This window comes from Microbacterium sp. Yaish 1 (genome assembly GCF_002245215.1).
Classification (GTDB): Bacteria; Actinomycetota; Actinomycetes; order Actinomycetales; family Microbacteriaceae; genus Microbacterium.
Map to the genome: position 1 here is coordinate 492298 of NZ_NPMR01000001.1, position 16007 is coordinate 508304.

The 16007-nt window shown below is 68.6% G+C and carries 14 protein-coding genes; 1 reads left to right on the forward strand and 13 read right to left on the reverse strand.

Translation table 11 applies throughout. The features are described from left to right. Nucleotides 1-37: 37 nt before the first annotated feature. From CI089_RS02500 to secA, 8 genes are all read right to left on the reverse strand, one after another. Nucleotides 38-550, reverse strand: coding sequence for an Imm61 family immunity protein (locus CI089_RS02500; protein WP_094260111.1), 513 nt, complete (start codon nt 548-550; stop codon nt 38-40). After that, on the reverse strand, nt 547-942 hold the full coding sequence (locus CI089_RS02505; RefSeq protein ID WP_094260112.1) for a TNT domain-containing protein: 396 nt from the start codon (nt 940-942) through the stop codon (nt 547-549). The genes CI089_RS02500 and CI089_RS02505 overlap by 4 nt, the downstream gene beginning before the upstream one ends. A 230-nt stretch (nt 943-1172) precedes the next feature. Beyond that, the gene (locus CI089_RS02510; RefSeq protein ID WP_094260113.1) at nt 1173-1697 is read right to left on the reverse strand and encodes an Imm61 family immunity protein; all 525 of its coding nucleotides are present in this window, start codon (nt 1695-1697) and stop codon (nt 1173-1175) included. Next, nucleotides 1694-4861 carry a glycohydrolase toxin TNT-related protein gene (locus CI089_RS02515; RefSeq protein ID WP_094260114.1) on the reverse strand — a complete coding sequence of 1056 codons (3168 nt, stop codon included), beginning with the start codon at nt 4859-4861 and terminating at the stop codon, nt 1694-1696. Before CI089_RS02515 ends, CI089_RS02510 begins: the two co-directional genes overlap by 4 nt. A gap of 14 nt (nt 4862-4875) precedes the next feature. Beyond that, complete coding sequence (locus tag CI089_RS02520; RefSeq protein ID WP_094260115.1) at nt 4876-5223, reverse strand: DUF6507 family protein; 348 nt, start codon at nt 5221-5223, stop codon at nt 4876-4878. Between the two features lie 61 nt (nt 5224-5284). Next, the gene (locus tag CI089_RS02525; RefSeq protein WP_094260116.1) at nt 5285-5587 is read right to left on the reverse strand and encodes a hypothetical protein; all 303 of its coding nucleotides are present in this window, start codon (nt 5585-5587) and stop codon (nt 5285-5287) included. A 40-nt stretch (nt 5588-5627) separates the two neighbouring features. After that, nucleotides 5628-5963 (reverse strand): hypothetical protein, encoded by a 336-nt coding sequence (locus CI089_RS02530; protein WP_094260117.1) that lies wholly within the window; start codon nt 5961-5963, stop codon nt 5628-5630. A 150-nt stretch (nt 5964-6113) separates the two neighbouring features. After that, a complete protein-coding gene (gene secA / locus CI089_RS02535) occupies nt 6114-8903 on the reverse strand; it encodes a preprotein translocase subunit SecA (RefSeq protein WP_094260118.1) in 2790 nt (929 codons plus the stop codon). Nucleotides 8904-9063: 160 nt separating this feature from the next. Between secA and CI089_RS02540 the strand changes: the two genes are divergently transcribed. Further along, a complete protein-coding gene (locus tag CI089_RS02540) occupies nt 9064-10389 on the forward strand; it encodes a hypothetical protein (RefSeq protein WP_094260119.1) in 1326 nt (441 codons plus the stop codon). Between the two features lie 73 nt (nt 10390-10462). On the opposite strand, the gene hpf is transcribed toward CI089_RS02540, so the two are convergent. The 5 genes from hpf to mtrA form a co-directional block, all read right to left on the reverse strand. Continuing rightward, complete coding sequence (gene hpf, locus CI089_RS02545) at nt 10463-11125, reverse strand: ribosome hibernation-promoting factor, HPF/YfiA family (protein WP_094260120.1); 663 nt, start codon at nt 11123-11125, stop codon at nt 10463-10465. 93 nt (nt 11126-11218) lie between these two features. Beyond that, nucleotides 11219-11884, reverse strand: a complete 666-nt coding sequence (locus CI089_RS02550; RefSeq protein ID WP_094260121.1) for a ComF family protein — start codon at nt 11882-11884, stop codon at nt 11219-11221. 88 nt (nt 11885-11972) lie between these two features. Further along, nucleotides 11973-13649: an LpqB family beta-propeller domain-containing protein gene (locus CI089_RS02555; protein ID WP_094260122.1), complete on the reverse strand. Its 1677-nt coding sequence runs from the start codon at nt 13647-13649 to the stop codon at nt 11973-11975. Next, the gene (gene mtrB, locus CI089_RS02560) at nt 13646-15316 is read right to left on the reverse strand and encodes an MtrAB system histidine kinase MtrB (RefSeq protein WP_094260123.1); all 1671 of its coding nucleotides are present in this window, start codon (nt 15314-15316) and stop codon (nt 13646-13648) included. The genes CI089_RS02555 and mtrB overlap by 4 nt, the downstream gene beginning before the upstream one ends. 7 nt (nt 15317-15323) lie before the next feature. Then, entirely contained in the window at nt 15324-16004 is a 681-nt protein-coding gene (mtrA, locus tag CI089_RS02565) for an MtrAB system response regulator MtrA (RefSeq protein WP_094260124.1), read from the reverse strand. Nucleotides 16005-16007 lie beyond the last annotated feature (3 nt).

Here is a 16007-nt window from a genome sequence, read left to right on the forward strand (position 1 = left end):
TCATCTGCTTCAACAGCACAGCGGCCGAATTCGGCTGCTACCTCTCGACGAACGGCGTGAATAGCGGGGCCCCGTCGGGTGTTTCCAGCGATCGCCGCAGGTCCCCGAGGTCCGCGTCGGCGTAGTACGAGTACTGCACCGCGGAGTAGGTGTCAGCAAAGCGCACGTCGACAGTGTCGCCGCTTTCGCGACGCAGACCTTTCCGACCGTCGCGGAATGTTCCCACCGCGAAGCCCGGGGCTGCATCCTGGGCAGCGAACGGGATGCGGATGCGAGGCATCTGAGCCTGATCCCGTAGCTCTCGTCCGATCTGGACCGTGAGGTATCGCTCGATGGCGTCCAGAGAGTCCGTGTCGAGCGTGAACTCTTCTTCCTCAGCTCGTTCGGCATGCGTCAGGACGAAACGCTGATTCGCCCTTCCGACGAAGTCGCGGATCTCGCCGCCGTCGTTCGCCACGACGAGCCGGTCGCCACTTACCAGCACCGAGTACGCGGCGGAGACCCAACCGATGAAGCTCGGGGTGAACTGAAACGGAAACGGTTCGGTCACTCGATCACCCCGATGTCCACCAACTGCTCAACGGGCACGCCCGCTCCCCTCTCGTTCCTCACGAGAACCTGCAGGCTCCCCCCGTTCCGACCGAAGTACGGAGCGACCTCATTGATCTCCACGATCCAGCCCTCCGGGAGGAAACCCGCGAGTTCGTACACATGCAATCGGTCCTTCAGTGACGTGACCGGAAGACTGCGAGACTCAAAATTGGGCGAAATTCCGTCCGGGCGAAGCGTCAGGTAGTGACCGCGCGGACTACCGATCCGATCAAGATGCCGGCCGTAGTCCCGCATGAACGCTTCGATACTCGTGTACTGCACACGCGACCCAGGCACAGCGCCGAGGTTCGGCGGGTACCTGTTCCAATTCAGCCGGGGATCATACGACATTGCGAATCCTCACCGTACTGTTGAAGCCATGGACGTAATGGAATGGGCGCGCACCAGCGGCCCACGATCGCTCAGGCGCTTGCTTCATGAAGTGCAAATAGTCACATTCCTGATCAGCTGATTGCAGCGGTGTACGATCCATGAGCGAACCTGCCTGCCTCTCAGGTCTGCTGCCGGACGCGGCATCGACGACGCTGATCTCGGTTGTATTCATCACCATACCCGATCTGCTACGACACATACCTCGTGAATAGGGGCGCACCGTCGGGCGCTTCCAGCGACCGCCGCAGGTCGGCGAGATCAGCGTCGGCGTAGTACGAATACTGAACAGCGGGATGGACGAAGCGATCCGCGAATCGCACGCCGCGCACCTCCCCCGTCGATCGAGTCAGCCCCGCGAGACCATCGGCAAGGGTCACCGTCTCGTATCCGGGCGCAACGCTCTCCTCATCGAAGGGCAACTTGACCGGGGAGAGCCCCGCGGCGGCGCGAGCATCAACGCTCAGAGCCCGGGTGAGATACCTCTCGACGTCCACGAACGCGCGAGCGCTCAGGACGAAACGCTCTGCCTCAGAACGGTCGGCGCGGGTGACCACGTAATCCCCGCTCTGCGCACCAACGTAATACCGAATCTCGCCGCCCACGTCAAAGATCACGATGCGGTTCTCCTCGAGGGCTACGGAGTAGCCAGCGCGACGCGCCCATTCACGAAATTCAGAAGAAAAGGCGAACTCACGATCGCTCGTCGCGCTCACAGTAGCACTCCTGCTGCTTCCAGCTCTGACACGGGAACATGCTCGCCAGCTGCATTCTTCACGAGCACCTGCATCGCCCCACCCTGACGGCCAAACGCAGGCGCAATACGGCTCACCTCGATGGACCACCCGTCAGGAAGAGAGCCGGAAAGCTGATAATTGGAAAGGGGCTTACCCAGCGAAGAGATGGGAAGAGAGCGATCCTCGAACGTCGCAGGCACGCCGTCCGGCATCAGCCCCAGGTAGGGTCCGTTGGGTTTGCCAACACGGTCGAGCTGCAAACCGTAGTCGCGGATGAACGCCTGGATGCTCGAGTACTCCACCCGCGTCCCACGCACTGCGCCGGCGTTGGGTGGATAGTTGTCCCAATTGTAGGGGGCAGTTGTGTACCGTGCATCGTACTCGGCCGCACTCAGCGGCGTTCCGTCAGGATGACGACCATAGGGGGCGCCTGTGTCTCCGACGATATCGAAACCCGACCGTCCGGCGGCCGGCTTCTCGGGCATCGTGGCGTGTCCGTGCTGCGCCATCGGCTCTCCGTAATGCAGATCCTTCGGCGTGATGGGATCGTCGGCGACACGCCGCCATTCGCTCGGAACGCCGTCCAAACCGTTGTGCACCGGGTCGACACCGGCCGCGATCGCGTCGGCCACGGGCGTGCTCGACCCGTACCGCGGGTACCCGCTCGGGTCATGTCCACTGCGCCCACCATCGTCCGCGCCGCGGGAATCCGTGCCGAACAGGTCATGAGGAGAGCCCGAGCCGTCGCCGACGACGGTCGCGGTTCCCCCGCTGTGCCCGTCGCCCACCACGGTCGCCGACCCGTTGTCGGGCGTGTCGATGCCCGACGCATCCTGCACGATCGCGTCGACCACAGTCGGCGCACCGGCATCGGCGCGCACACCGCCGGCCGCGACGAATTCGGGCTGGCGCGCCGGCATCCCCTCGCCCCGCAGGTCGAGAGACCGCGAGTCGAGCGCCAGGTCCTCGATACGCACGACGCCGTTCCCGTCGGTGCGGACCAGCTGATAGCGAATGTCAATGTCACCCTCCAGCAGGCCACGCGCGATCGCGGGGTTGTCCGCGAGCCACTGCTGCAGCGTCGGATCGAGGCGGAACACCTCGTTGAAATACGCCGTCGACCCCTGCGGAGCCCGCGAGCCATCCGGAAGCAGGCGACCCGACGAGCTCAGGTCGGCCGCGCCGCCCTTCGCTTCCGCCACGATCAGCGTCGTCCCATCGCGCGTCAGACCGACCTGATCGAACTGACCCGCCGACGCTCCCCGACCATCGACCACGACGTCCGCGCCCTGCGAACGGATCGCATCCCGAGCACCCGCGTCGCCCATCACCTCCGACGCATTGACCTGCCCCACGAACGACTCGCGCTCGTTCCAGGCTGTCTCGCGCAACTCGCGGAGCGCCTCGACACGCTCCGCGACCTCGTCGGGTGTGAGCGAGCGGTTCTCTCGCACGTCGTCGATCAAGTCATCGATCGTCGTGTCGATCTTGCTCTTGGTCAGATCGCCCGGGTCGACCTCCACACCGAGATCGTTGAGCGCAGCGATCGCGGCGTTGCGGTCGGCCACAGCCTCGCGGCGGTCGATCACGGCCTGCTGACGCGCATCGACGGCGCTGTCGAACTCGGGAGACGCCTGGAAGTCGACATCGGTGTTAGGCGTGCGGTTGGCCACGAACGGGTCCACCGGAGCGCCCGATTCGACGCCATCGGGCACCGTCTGCGGTCCATCGCCACCCGGCCGGTCACCCGGCGTATCGCCGCCGGCCGACGGCGAGCCATCACTCGCACCACCAGGCACACCGCCCGGGCTGCCGATGTTACCCTCGGGACCGCTCGACGAACCGTGCGGGCCTCCGCCCTCGGGAGCATTCGAGGGTCCGTCGGGTCCACCCGTGGCATCGCTGATCGCCGTGGCCGGAACGTCGGGGCGGCCGTTCGGCACGTCGGGACGCCCGTCGGGCAGATCGAGATCGAGGTCGAGATCTCCGAAGTCGAGGTCGATGTCGGTGTCGAAACGGACGACGGGAACGTCGAAGTCAGCCGCATCCAGATCGACGTCCACGTCGGCATCCACTCGTCCGGCGCGCCCCGCCTTGCCCACCTTGCCGATCTTCGACACCAGCCCGACGACACCGATCGACGAGACCACGTTCAGCACGACATCCGTTGCCGCACCCTCCGGGTTCTCACCCCACCGGTCGTAGGCGATGAAGTCCTGCCCCACGCCCAGCCAGGTATCACCGGCGTGACCCCAGTCGAACCACTGCCCCGACTCGGGGTTGTACGTGATGAGCGACGCCATCCCGGTCCAGGTCTCGGCGAAGTTGTCCCACGTCCACGAGAAGTTGCCGTCCTCGTCCCACCGCATGCCGACGAGTCCGACGAGGTCCTGTCCGGCGCCGACAACCCAGCTACCGGCTGCCTCCGCGCAGTTCTCGTCATCGGGATTCGCGGTGCCCCACGGAGTCGCCGCATCATGCGGGATGCTGTCGACGCCGTACTGCCCGTTCTCGTATCCACCGTCGCCGGCGGTGAGCGCGGTGAGACCGTGCAGCCCGCGAAGCTCGGACGCGCACTGCCGCTCGGCTTCGTGCATCCGCTCGACCGCGTCGTTGAGCGCCTTGATGATGCGCTCGTTCTCCGCCACCAGCGCACTGTCATCACGCCAATCGGTGCTCACCGCAGCGGCGCCGTACGCGTTCCACGACCCGTTGTATGAGCCGGTGGTCGTCGTCGTGCCGTAGATGCCCGTATTCGTCGTGCCCGTCGTGGCGGGCTGCGGCGGCTCGTAATTGTTGACGTTGTACGTGTGGATGGCGAGATCGGACTTCAGCGTCGCCATCGTCGCTTTGATCTCGTCGGCGGTGTCTTTGAAGGTCCGCAAGCTCCGCGCAGCCGATGCCGTGCGGTCCTTCACCGAGGTCGCCATGCTCCCCACGGGCACCATGACGGCGATGAGCTCGGCGTCACCCGGCCCCTTGTAGGCCGACGAGATCGGCGCCCACGCCGAGACCGCCTGAGTGCCGTTCTCGCCCACACCCGCTCCGAGCGCCTCGATGGCGGCGGCGGCTGTCTCGATCGCCTCGGTGTTCATGTTGTTCAGCGGGTGAGCGCTGATGTCGGGCAGTTCGTGCTGTGCCATCGTCTTCCCCGCGTTCAGGCGTCAGCGAAGTACGAGAAGTCGCCGGACTCCGCGGCGTCGACAGCGTGCCCCTGAATGGTCTGGAGCATCTCGTCGTCGGCGGTGCCGTAGGCCTGCGCGACCGTGGCGACACCGGCGAGGCTCGCCATGATGCGGTTGCCGATGCTCTCGATGACCGGCGCCTCGTTGCCGAGGAACTCGCCGAGGGCGCTCGCCACCCCTGGGGCGGGGACACCCGCCACATCCATGACCTGGCCTTCGAGAGCCTCGGTGTCGATGCCCTGCATCAGCTCGGCGGCTTCGGCCTGAACCGCATTCACCACGGCCTGCACCCCAGCCGGGTCGATCTCATACGACGACATGATTTCCCCCTGTCATGCGCTGCGAGCGCCGCCGACACAGAGCCGGCGGCGCTCGCAACCGTCACGCGATGGCGTCGACCGCCGCCTTGGCCTTGCTCAGTGCGTTCTGCGCGGTGGCGTCGTTCTGGGTCATCGCCTGCTTGAGCGCCTGGACGATGTTCTTCGTGTTGTCGGAGATCGCGTTCCAGCGCTGCTCCTTCGCGAGGTAGGTCGCGTCGGCGCCGTCGATGCGGGCATCGGCCATCGCGGTCTTGACTTCTTTGTCGCGCTCGGCGATGAGCTGTTCGAGGCGCGTCGCCACGGCGAGGAAGTTCTGCTGGGCGGACTCGGAGTCGCTGATGTTGAATGCGAGGCGGTCAGACATGTCGTGTCGCTTCCGTTCGTATCGATGGGGATGCCGCGGCTCAGGCGCGACCCGAGAAACCGGTGTAATCCTGCGCGCCGTCGACGCTGCGGGTCTGATCGGCCTGCTCCTGCACGCCCTGCTGCACAGAGGTGTCCATCCCGACCGACCCCTGCAGGATGGCGCCGAGCGCGCGATTGATCTCGTTGGCGAGGCCCTGCGCGTTGGCCTGGAACAGGTCGAACACCTGGCGCGCCGGCCCCTGGAACGACTTCTCCACCGGCTCGGACGCCTGGGCGAGCTGCATGATGAGCGCTCCCAGGTTGTCCGACTGTGTCGAGGTCTGCTTGTTCAGGATGCTGAGCGTATCGGCGCCCATGTCGAACTTCGTGGCCATGACGGCTCCCCTCATCAGTCGTGGCGGATGTCGCCCGGTCACCGGACGACATCGTTACGGCAACGATGCTAGAGGGAGTGGCAGCTCACGGCGACCCCGATGAGGGAACCTTCACGTAAATCACCCGATCGGATGAAATCCCCGCGACGACTACTTCTTCTTGCCCGCGGCCCGCCGTGCCGCGCGGTTGCCCGCGTCTCCGGCATCCTCGTTCGCGCCCATCTTCTGCCCGAACGCGCCCCGCGGTGCGTCGGCGGGGGCCTCCTGCTCGGCCGCTTGCTGACGCGCCTTCGCGGTCGCGGTCTTCTGCACCTGACCGCGATCGTTGCGCACCTCGACCTCGCCCGACCCGGTGTCGCTCGGGGCGGAGTACTCGAGCTTCTGCGTCTCGACCGGCGTCGGGGTGAGCCCCTTCGCGTCGACGTCGCCGCTCTCGGCGGAGCGGACCTCGACCTCGAGGTTGTAGAGGAAGCCGACCGACTCCTCCTTGATCTGGCTCATCATCGACTGGAACATCTCATACCCCTCGCGCTGGTACTCGATGAGCGGGTCGCGCTGCGCCATCGCACGCAGGCCGATGCCGTCCTTGAGGTAGTCCATCTCGTAGAGGTGGTCGCGCCAGCGGCGGTCGAGCACCTGCAGCACGACACGACGCTCGAGCTCGCGCATGGCCGGCTCGCCGAGCGACTCCTCTCGCTTCTGATAGGCGATCTTCGCGTCGGAGAGCAGCTCGCGCTTGAGCACGTCCGCGGTGATGCGTCCCTTGTTCCCGGCCTCGGCCACGACCTCGTCGATCGTGACGCCCACGGGGTAGAGCGTCTTCAGCTCGGTCCAGAGGGCGTCGAAGTCCCAGCTCTCGGTGTGACCCGACGACGTGTGGTCGTCGATGACGGCGCTGATGGCATCTTCGATGAAGTGCTGCACGCGCTCCGAGAGGTCGTCGCCGTGGAGCACCTGGCGGCGGTCGGCGTAGATCGCCTCGCGCTGGCGGTTGAGGACGTCGTCGTACTTGAGGACGTTCTTGCGGATCTCGGCGTTGCGCGCCTCGACCTGCGCCTGCGCGCTCTTGATCGCCCGCGAGACCATCGACGACTCGATCGCGACGTCTTCGGGGAAGTTCGTCCGCGCGAGGATCGCCTCGGCCGCGCCCGACTGGAAGAGGCGCATGAGGTCATCAGTCAGCGACAGGTAGAACCGGCTCTCACCGGGGTCGCCCTGACGGCCCGAACGTCCGCGGAGCTGGTTGTCGATGCGGCGCGACTCGTGACGCTCGGTACCGAGCACGTAGAGACCACCGGCCGCGACGACCTTCTCGGCCTCTTCGGCGACGGTCTCGCGGACCGACGCGAAGACCTCGTCCCACGCGGCCTCGTACTCCTCCGGCGTCTCGACGGGGTCGAGCCCGCGCGACTTCATCTCCTGGACGGCAAGGAACTCGGCGTTGCCGCCGAGCATGACGTCGGTACCACGGCCGGCCATGTTGGTCGCGACCGTCACGGCGCCCAGGCGACCGGCACGGGCGACGACCTCGGCCTCACGGGCGTGGTTCTTGGCGTTGAGGACCTCGTGCTTGACGCCCTTCTTCGCGAGCAGACGCGAAAGGTACTCGCTCTTCTCGACGCTCGTCGTGCCCACGAGCACCGGCTGACCCGTTGCGTGGCGCTCGACGATGTCCTCGACGACCTGCGCGAACTTCGCGGTCTCGTTCTTGTAGACGAGGTCGGGCTGGTCCTTGCGGATCATCGGCTTGTTCGTCGGGATCGGGACGACGCCGAGCTTGTAGGTCGACATGAACTCGGCAGCCTCGGTCTCGGCGGTACCGGTCATGCCCGAGAGCTTCTCGTAGAGGCGGAAGTAGTTCTGCAGCGTGACGGTGGCCAGGGTCTGGTTCTCGGCCTTGACCGGAACGCCTTCCTTCGCCTCGATGGCCTGGTGGATGCCTTCGTTGTAACGACGGCCGACGAGGATGCGGCCCGTGTGCTCGTCGACGATCATGACCTCGTCGTTCATGACGACGTAGTCGGTGTCGCGCTTGAACAGAGCACGCGCCTTGATCGAGTTGTTCAGGAACGAGATGAGCGGGGTGTTCGCCGACTCGTAGAGGTTGTCGATGCCGAGGTAGTCCTCGACCTTCTCGATACCGGGCTCGAGCACGCCGACGGTGCGCTTCTTCTCGTCGACCTCGTAGTCGACACCCGGTTCAAGGGTGAGGGCGACGCGGGCGAACTCCACGAACCAGCGGTTCGCCTCACCCGACGACGGCCCCGAGATGATGAGCGGGGTCCGGGCCTCGTCGATGAGGATGGAGTCGACCTCGTCGACGACCGCGAAGAAGTGGCCGCGCTGCACGAGGTCTTCGCGCCGCCAGGCCATGTTGTCGCGCAGGTAGTCGAAGCCGAACTCGTTGTTCGTGCCGTACGTGATGTCGGCGGCGTACTGCTCACGGCGGACCTCGGGGGTCTGACCCGAGACGATCGTTCCGGTGGTCATGCCGAGCGCGCGATAGACGCGGCCCATGAGCTCGGACTGGTACGAGGCGAGGAAGTCGTTGACGGTGATGACGTGGACGCCCTTGCCCGCGATGGCGTTGAGGTAGGCCGCGAACGTGGCCGTCAGCGTCTTTCCTTCACCGGTCTTCATCTCGGCGATGTTCCCGAGGTGAAGGGCAGCGCCGCCCATGACCTGCACGTCGTAGGGGCGCTGGCCGAGCGTGCGCTTGGCGGCCTCTCGGACCGCTGCGAAGGCCTCCGGCATCAGGCGGTCGAGCGTCTCGCCTGCCTCGTGACGCGTGCGCAGCTCGGCGGTCTCGTTCCGCAGCTCGTCGTCGGTGAGGCGGGCGTAGTCCTCTTCGAGCGCGCCCACGGCCTTGACGATCTGCTGCAGACGGCGCAGCACTCGGCCCTCACCGGCGCGGAGCAGTTTCTCGAGAGGGTTGGCCACAGCGGATCTCCATCTGTCGGGTGCGCCGACGCCACGTCGGCCGCGCCCGCGCGTGCGCACGGGCATATGGAGCCCATGTTATCGGCCCGTGACCTTGGCGTCGCCTGCGAGAGACGACGATCTCCCGTCCGGCGACGACCGCGAGACCTAGGATCGGAACATGGCTGGATTCTGGGGCAGACGCAAGCGGGAACAGCAGGATGTCGCGGACGCGGACGCGAACCTCGCACGCGAGGCCGACATCGCGCTCGTCGGAGCCGACGAGCGCCTGCGTGTCACGAGTGACGAGATGGTGTTCGCCGAGGCGGAGCTCGGCGAGGAGGCCACCGCGCCCCTGCGCGAGGCGATCGCCGCCGTGCGTCACCACCTCGGCGAGGCATTCCACCTCAAGCAGCTCAACCACGACGAGATCCCCGACACCCCCGAAGAGGTGCGCACGCGCAACGCGCGCATCGTCCAGCTGTGCGAATGGGCGCAGGACCTGCTCGACGACCGCGTCTCGGCTCTGTCCGAGGCGATCGAGCGCGCGCGGCGGGCGCCCGAGATCCTCGCCGGCATCCGGGCCGACGTCGCGACTCTGCGCGAGCGCATCGCCCCCGCCCGCGCCGTCATCGAGCGGGTCTCGAGCCGCTATCACCCCGACGCGCTCAACCGGGTCAGCGGGAACGCCGACGAGGCGGCCGGACTCCTCGAGTTCGCCGAGCATGGGGCGGATGTCGCCGAGCGCCGGCGCGCTGCCGGCGAGCGCGGTCCCGCGAACATCGCGCTCGAGACCGCGACCGAAGCGGTACGCCGCGCGCGCACCCTGCTCGACGCGGTCGACGACTTCGAGGTCGAGGCGCTTAGGGCGCAGTCGACCCTCGCCGACGTCGTCGCCGACTCGCGTGACGACCTCGTCGCGGCGCGCACCGCTCCGCAGACCCCGGCGGTCACCACGGCGATGGCGGAGCTCCAGCAGGCGCTGACGCGCGTCAGCCCCGCCGGGACCCCGGGCGATCCGTTCGCCGAGCTTTCGATGCTCCGCGAGAAGAACGCCGCGCTCGACGTCGCCGTCGACACTGCCCGCGAGCGCGCTGCGCGCCCGATCCCGCCCGAGAGCCACGTCCGGCACGCGATCGACGACGCCGATCGGCAGCTGTCCGTTGCGCGGAGCGTCATCGCCGGTCACCGCGGGTGGATCGGCGCCGACGCGCGCACGCGGCTCGCCGAGGCCGAGAGCCTGCGCCTCGGGCTCGCTCCCGTCGGCCCGATCCCCGAGGACGACCGAGAGAAGGCGCTGGCCGATGCGCGGCGGTGCGCCGCTCTCGCGGGCGAGGCCCTGCAGCTCGCTCAGCGTGACATCGACGGCTCTCGTCCGAACGACGGCTGGGGCGGGCCCGGCGGGTACGGCGGCGGCTGGGGTGGCCGCGGCAACGGCGGCAACATGGTGGGCGGCATCCTGGGCGGTCTCGTGATCGGCAGCATGCTCGACGGCATGTTCGACTGAGAGCGCCGGCTTCGGCCGGAACACGACGGGGGCGGATGCCGTGATGGCACCCGCCCCCGTCGTCGTCCTCAGGTCAGGACGCCAGCTCGGCCTCCGGCGGAGCGGCCGCGGTCAGCGAGATGACGCCGTAGTCCCAGCCCTTGCGGCGGTACACGACGCTCGGGTGGTCGGTGCGGGCGTTGATGAACAGGAAGAAGTCGTGTCCGACGAGCTCCATCCGGTCGACGGCTTCCTCGACGGTCATCCACTCGGCGCCGAACTCCTTGGTGCGGATGACGACGGGCGTGTAGTCGTCCTCGTCGGCCGAGTCGCCGATGACGGGCACTTCACCCGTCGCGACGGCACGCAGGACCTCGACCGATGCGGGTTCGACGTCGATACCCTCGAGAGCGCCGGTTCCCTTGTCGAGCTTGGCTCCTCGAGGGTGGTTCCGCGCATCGACGCGCTTGTCCTTGGCGCGGCGAACCTGCTCGACGAGCTTGTCGACCGCGAGATCGAGGGCGACGAACTTGTCGCCGTCCGTGGCCTCGGCCCGGACGATCGGTCCCTTTCCGGTGAGGGTCAGTTCGACGGTCTCATCATCCATGCGCCCGTTGCGGTAGGCGTGATGCGTGACCTTGATGTCGAGGCGCTGCGCACGAGGTGCGAGCGTCTCGATGCGACTGGACTTCTCTTCAGCCACCGTGCGGAAGCGATCCGTGATCCCGACTCCCACGCCGACGATGCTGGTTTCCATCCTGACCTCCTTGCTCCGGTCCGCCCGGTTCAAGGGCGGACCTTCGTTCGCCTTGGTCTCCCCCACGCTAGTGCGGCGAGCGCGCGTTGTCACTCATGAACCGCCGGGAATATCTTCAGCGCCCACCCGGAGCGGCGTGTCGGCCAGCACGACGGCGCCCACGACCTGCCGACCGGCAGCGCTGAGCGCGCGCTGCGCCGCGCGGAGCGTCGCTCCCGTGGTCATCACGTCGTCGACGATGACGACGGCGCCCGCTCCCGGCCGCGCGAGGAACGCGCCCGCGACGTTGCGCTGCCGCTCCGCGCGGCCGAGCAGACGCTGGTCGAGGGTGCGTCCACGCGAACGGAGCCACCGAGCGACACGGGCCTCGCAGCGCCGTGCGAGCAGCTCGGGCACGGCGTACCCCCGACGGCGCAGCGCCGCCCGTGACGGCGGAACCGGGACCAGCACGGCATCCGCCCACCCCGCTTGGCGGACCAGGTCTGCCATCAGGGCGCCGAGTGGTCGGGCCAAGCCGGTGCGGCCGTCTTCTTTGAGCGCACGGACGACGCGGGCGGCCGTGCCCTCGTAGCGCGCGGCGCTGCGGACGTCGAGCCCGTCGGCATCGCGCCGGCGCGCTCGCGCGATCTCCGCGGCGCAGGTCTCGCAGAGCGGTCGGCCCGGTGCGTCGCATCCCGCGCACCAGACGGGTATGAGCAGATCGAGCGCGTCGGCGAGATGGTCCCGCCACGGCCCGCGCCGAAGGGGGTCGGGCTGCATCACCCCATGCTGTCGACGCGTTGGGGTCGGAGGCAGCGCCGTTCCCGCTGCTGTGGACGACGGCGTCGGGCCCGTCGCCGGGGAGAGGTCAGCGCGGCGAGCCCTGCTGGGTGGCGAGTACGCGGATGCCGCCCGCCACCGTAGGCCATGCCTGCCCCTTCTGCGCGTAGAGGACGCCCTCGCCGTCGAGAAGACGGACGGCGCGCAGCTGGTTCGTGGCGGCGATCGCGACGGGGCCGGCCGGTGCCACGATCTCCTCCCCGAAGCCGCCGACCGACTGCGAGATGACGACGTCGGAATCGCCGTCCTCCGCGAGGACCGCGATGGTGGACCCGTCGACCCAGCTCGCGTCGATGCCCGTGCCGGGCAGCTGCGCCACGGTCTCGCGATCGCCCAGTCCCACCGGTGCCCCGTCGTCGTCGCGGAGGATGCCCGCGATCCACAGCGCCGGACGCGAGCCGTCGCGCACCAGGGCGGCGATGCGCGTGCCGTCGCGCGACACCTCGATGCTCGAGATCTGCGATGCGCCCGGCCACGCGTTGGCGATCGAGACGACCGTGCCGTCGGCGCCCGTGGCCGTCAGGCCCGACGGTTCACCGGCCGGCACGCTCCAGATGAAGCCCTGCGGATCGATGGTCGGGTCGACCAGTCCCGCCCGCTCATCGACGATCTCGAAGGTCGCGTCGTCGCGCACGCGCACGACAGCGCCGGCTGCCGTGCGGACGGCGGCCGTGCTGCGATCCGCCCCCAGCTGGATCGACTCCGGCTCGAGATCGGGGAGGACGGCGGACAGCCCCGGCAGCGGCTCGATCTCCGAGCCGGAGAGGAATCCGAAGGCCTCCTCGGTCAGGACCGCTGGCCGGACATCGACGCGGATCGGCCGGACATCGACGGCCTGGGCGGCGACGGGTTCGCCGTCGACCGACATCTGGGCGCCGCGGATGCCGGCCGACTGCAGGCTCGCGTCCAGCTGCGCCTGCATCCGGTTGCGGGTCTCCGGCACGATCGCGAGCGCCGACTGCGACAGCGGCACCTGGGCCACTCCCCCCTCGAGCGGGACCGCGCGCGTCGCGAGCTCGAGGCTTTCCGGAAACGCCGAGTAGACGGCGCCCGAGAGCCAGGGGCTGGGGTCGCCATCGATGAGGGCCTCGGTGATGTGGGTGGCGGCGTTGGTCGCGGGGAACCAACGGCGGTCGGGCACGAGGTAGGTCCAGGACCGGTCGAAGTACATGACCGAGTACTCGCGGAAGACCGCTTGGAACCGGGCGCGGTCGAGCACCACGCCGTCGGGCGCGTCCGAGATCCGCCACTCGCCGTCGACCTCGACGAGGGAGAAGTCCAGCGGCATCGAGCCGCCGTCGGTCACCGACATGGCCCCTGTGGCGTCGACGGCTGCCTCGGGGGTGATGGAGACGGTGACGGTCCCGTCGCCCGCGACGGTGTAGACGCGTTCGCCCGGGAGGTCGATGGTGGCGCGGGCGGTCGGCTGCCAGGACGAGCGGAAATCCGGCGCGAGGAACTGCCGGGCCGTCCCCCAGTCGTCACGCGGTCCCGACCCCGCCGCGAGGAATCCCGCCACGATCTGCTGCGGCGTCGCCCCCGGCGGCGGATCGTCGGGGAGGAAGGAGAAGTCGACAGCGCCGGCCTCCTGGTCGATCGGCGCGCCGGCGACGACGGGGCCCGAGGTCGGCAGCCCCGTGCAGCCGGCCAGCAGGAGGGTGAACAGCATCCCCAGGACGGCGGCGACCGGGCGCGGACGTTTCACGACGAGCCTCTCGCGGGACGGGGAAGGGAGATCGGCTGGGTCAACCCCAGATCGTCGAAGGGTACGCCATCCTCCCCCGGGTCGACCGGGAGGGGCGAGTGACCGTCGAGCGGCTCGCTGCGCCGGGGAATCGTGAGCACGAAGTTGGTCCCCCGTCCGAGCTCGGACCACACCGCGAGTGTGCCGCCGTGCAACCGGGCGTCGCCGAGGGCGATCGAAAGTCCGAGCCCCGTGCCGCCGATGGTGCGCTTGCGCGAGGGGTCGGCTCGCCAGAAGCGATCGAAGACGCGCCCGGCGTCGGCGGGCCGCATCCCGAGACCATAGTCGCGCACGCCGATCGCGACCGCCCGGGCGTCGCTGTCGACGCTGACCACGATGGGCCGCCCCTCGCCGTGCTCGATCGCGTTGCCCAGCAGGTTGCGGACGATCCGGCGCACGCGCCGCGGGTCCATCTCCACGGGTGAATAGCCGCCCGGTGCGACGAGTCGCACATCGCTGCCGTGCTGCTCGGCGAGCTGAGCCATCGACGCGATGACGTCCTCGGCGAGCTGGGTCATACTCGTCGGCTCGCTCTCGAGCTGCACCGAGCCGGCGTCGTAACGGCTGATCTCGAGCAGGTCGGTGAGCAGCACCTCGAACCGGTGCACCTGGTCGTGCAGCAGCTCCGCCGCACGTGCCGCCACGGGATCGAACTCCTCCCGCCGGTCGTTGAGCATGTCGGAGGCGAGCCGGATCGTCGTCAGCGGCGTCCGCAGCTCATGCGAGACGTCGGAGACGAATCGCTGCTGGACCTGCGACAGCTCGGCGAGCTCCTTGATCTGCGCCTCGATGCTGTCGGCCATCGCGTTGAACGACCGTCCGAGGGTCGCGAACTCGTCCTCGCCGCGCACCTGCAGCCGCACCGCGAGGTCGCCCGCCGCCAGCCGCGAGCTGCTCTCGGCCGCCTGCGCGATCGGCTCGGTCACCGAACGCAGCACGATCCACGAGATCGCGCCGATGAGGACGACCAGCCCGACGCCGACGATCCACAGCGTGATCTGGACGAATGCGAGGGTCTGCGCCTCGCCGGCCAGGTCGTAGCCGAGGTAGAGCTCGTAGGCCCCCACCTCGGGGAGGACGATCTGCTGCCCCACGACGATGCCGGGCACCTGGCCGCCGCCGGACGCGGCGAAGCCGACGGGCTGCCACCACTGCAGCTCGTCGTCGCTCTGGACCTGCGCGCGCAGGTCTTCGCTGATGCGGTCGGCGGGGAGCCCCGCCGAGTCGAAGTCCTGCGGCGCGATGGCCGACGGTTCCGACGAGATCCGGAACGCGGCGATGCGGTCGGTCGAGGACTGGCGCTGAATGGAGGTGCGCACGCTCTCCATGAGGTTGTCGACGGCGACGACGTCGCCCCCGACCTCGGCGGCATCCAGCGTCGCCTGCGCCGACTGCGTCGCCCGCTGCGCCTCGGCGAGCAACTGGGAGGTGCGCGACTCGAAGAGGTCGTTCTGGATCGCCAGCGACATCCACACCAGTGCCACGGTGATCGTCAGCGCGGTCGCTCCGAGGGTGATCGCGACCGTGCGGAACCGCAGCGATCGCCGCCACGTGCGGGCGAGCCGACGCCCCCAGGATCGCCACCCGTGCGTCGCGACCGTCGCCGTCGTGACGGTGCGGATGGGCATCGGCGCGTCAGATGACGGCGCCGGCGCGATAGCCGACGCCGCGGACGGTCGTCACGATGCGCGGGTTGTCGGGGTCGATCTCGACCTTCGCCCGCAGCCGCTGCACGTGCACGTTCACGAGACGCGTGTCGGCCTTGTAGTGGTAGCCCCAGACCTGTTCGAGGAGCATCTCGCGCGAGAACACCTGCTGCGGCTTCGAGGCGAGCGCGACGAGCAGCTCGAACTCCAGCGGCGTCAGCGCGATGACGTCGGCGCCGCGCCGCACCTCGTGGCCCTCGATGTCGACGACGAGATCGCCGATGCGCAGCGACTCCGATGCCGACGCGACCGCGGGACGCAGGCGGGTACGGATGCGGGCAACGAGCTCCTTGGGATTGAACGGCTTGACGATGTAGTCGTCGGCTCCCGATTCGAGCCCGCGCACGACATCCGCGGTGTCGGTGCGTGCGGTCAGCATGATGATCGGCACACCGGACTCGGCGCGCACCTGCGTGCAGATCTCGATGCCGTCCACGCCGGGCAGCATCAGGTCGAGGAGGATCAGGTCGGGCTTCTCGCTGCGCCAGGTCTCGACGGCCGCCGCGCCATCGGCGCAGAAGACGGTGTCGAACCCCTCGGTGCGCAGCACGATGCCGATCATCTCCGCCAGTGCGGTGTCGTCATCGACCACCAGGATGCGAGAAGTCATGGG

Bases quoted from the DNA above. Each gene is read 5' to 3' on its own strand.
- CI089_RS02505 (WP_094260112.1), bottom strand. From the start codon at position 942: ATGTCGTATGATCCCCGGCTGAATTGGAACAGGTACCCGCCGAACCTC.
- CI089_RS02515 (WP_094260114.1), bottom strand. From the start codon at position 4,861: ATGGCACAGCACGAACTGCCCGACATCAGCGCTCACCCGCTGAACAAC.
- CI089_RS02520 (WP_094260115.1), bottom strand. From the start codon at position 5,223: ATGTCGTCGTATGAGATCGACCCGGCTGGGGTGCAGGCCGTGGTGAAT.
- CI089_RS02525 (WP_094260116.1), bottom strand. From the start codon at position 5,587: ATGTCTGACCGCCTCGCATTCAACATCAGCGACTCCGAGTCCGCCCAG.
- CI089_RS02530 (WP_094260117.1), bottom strand. From the start codon at position 5,963: ATGGCCACGAAGTTCGACATGGGCGCCGATACGCTCAGCATCCTGAAC.
- CI089_RS02540 (WP_094260119.1), top strand. From the start codon at position 9,064: ATGGCTGGATTCTGGGGCAGACGCAAGCGGGAACAGCAGGATGTCGCG.
- hpf (WP_094260120.1), bottom strand. From the start codon at position 11,125: ATGGAAACCAGCATCGTCGGCGTGGGAGTCGGGATCACGGATCGCTTC.
- CI089_RS02550 (WP_094260121.1), bottom strand. From the start codon at position 11,884: ATGCAGCCCGACCCCCTTCGGCGCGGGCCGTGGCGGGACCATCTCGCC.
- mtrB (WP_094260123.1), bottom strand. From the start codon at position 15,316: ATGCCCATCCGCACCGTCACGACGGCGACGGTCGCGACGCACGGGTGG.
- mtrA (WP_094260124.1), bottom strand. From the start codon at position 16,004: ATGACTTCTCGCATCCTGGTGGTCGATGACGACACCGCACTGGCGGAG.